This is a genomic window from Kitasatospora sp. NPDC056138, assembly GCF_042264695.1.
In the GTDB taxonomy this organism is placed as follows: Bacteria; Actinomycetota; Actinomycetes; order Streptomycetales; family Streptomycetaceae; genus Kitasatospora.
The window spans coordinates 1-1534 of the sequence record NZ_JBHJVK010000164.1 but is presented as its reverse complement, the minus strand read 5'-3'; the positions used below and the strand labels follow the sequence as shown (position 1 = coordinate 1534).

1 protein-coding gene is annotated in these 1534 nt (G+C 68.0%); it reads left to right on the top strand.

What is annotated here, in order from left to right; translation table 11 throughout:
• Window positions 1–1534, top strand: a 1534-nt coding sequence (locus ACFC1R_RS38770; protein WP_375946422.1) for an acyl-CoA carboxylase subunit beta, incomplete at both ends; no start/stop codon positions are given.

The window sequence follows — 1534 nt, the reverse complement described above, 5'->3', positions numbered from 1 at the left end:
CGGGTGGCCGAGCTGCACGATCTGCGGGAGAAGGTCCGCCGGGGCCCGAGTGAGAAGGCGACCGAGGCGCAGCACGCCAAGGGGAAGCTGACGGCTCGTGAGCGGATCGATCTGCTGCTGGACGAGGGTTCGTTCCGTGAGGTGGAGCCGTTGCGGCGGCACCGGGCCACGGGTTTCGGGCTGGAGGCGAAGAAGCCGCACACCGATGGTGTGGTGGTCGGCTGGGGGACGGTGCACGGGCGGACGGTGTTCACCTATGCGCACGATTTCCGGATCTTCGGTGGGGCGCTGGGTGAGGCGCATGCGCAGAAGATCCACAAGATCATGGACATGGCGATCGCGGCGGGTGCGCCGCTGGTGTCGCTGAACGACGGTGCGGGTGCCCGGATCCAGGAGGGTGTCACGGCGCTGGCCGGCTACGGCGGGATCTTCCAGCGCAACACCCGGGCGTCGGGGGTGATCCCGCAGATCAGTGTGATGCTCGGTCCGTGTGCGGGTGGTGCGGCGTACTCGCCGGCGTTGACGGACTTCGTGTTCATGGTCCGTGAGACCTCGCAGATGTTCATCACCGGTCCGGACGTGGTCCAGGCGGTGACCGGGGAGAAGATCTCGCAGAACGGTCTGGGCGGCGCGGACGTGCACTCGGGTGTGTCGGGTGTGTCGCACTTCGCGTACGACGACGAGCAGTCGTGCATCGAGGAGGTGCGCTACCTGCTGTCGCTGCTGCCGCAGAACAACCGGGAGATGCCGCCGGCGGCGGTGAACGACGATCCGGTGGAGCGGCGCAACGAGTCGCTGCTGGACCTGGTGCCGGTGGACGGGAACCGGCCGTACGACATGCGCAAGGTGATCGAGGAGATCGTCGACCACGGGGAGTACCTGGAGGTCCACGAGCGGTGGGCGACCAACGTGCTGTGCGTGCTGGCGCGGATCGACGGGCACGTCACCGGGATCATCGCCAACCAGCCGCAGTCGCTGGCCGGGGTGCTGGACATCAATGCCAGTGAGAAGGCCGCCCGGTTCGTGCAGATGTGCGACGCGTTCAACATTCCGCTGGTCACGATGCTGGACGTGCCCGGGTTCCTGCCGGGGGTGGACCAGGAGCACGACGGGATCATCCGGCACGGTGCGAAGCTGCTGTACGCGTACTGCAACGCGACGGTGCCGCGGATCCAGCTGATCCTGCGCAAGGCGTACGGCGGGGCGTACATCGTGATGGACTCCCGGTCGATCGGGGCGGACCTGTCGTTCGCCTGGCCGACCAACGAGATCGCGGTGATGGGCGCCGAGGGCGCCGCGAACGTGATCTTCCGCCGGGACATCGCCGGGGCCGAGGACCCCGAGGCGATGCGCGCGCAGAAGATCAAGGAGTACAAGAGCGAGCTGATGCACCCGTACTACGCGGCCGAACGCGGCCTCGTCGACGACGTCATCGACCCCGCCGAGACCCGGCAGGTCCTCGCCTCCTCCCTCGCCATGCTCCGCACCAAGCACGCCGACCTGCCCAGCCGCAAGCACGGCAACCCACCGATGT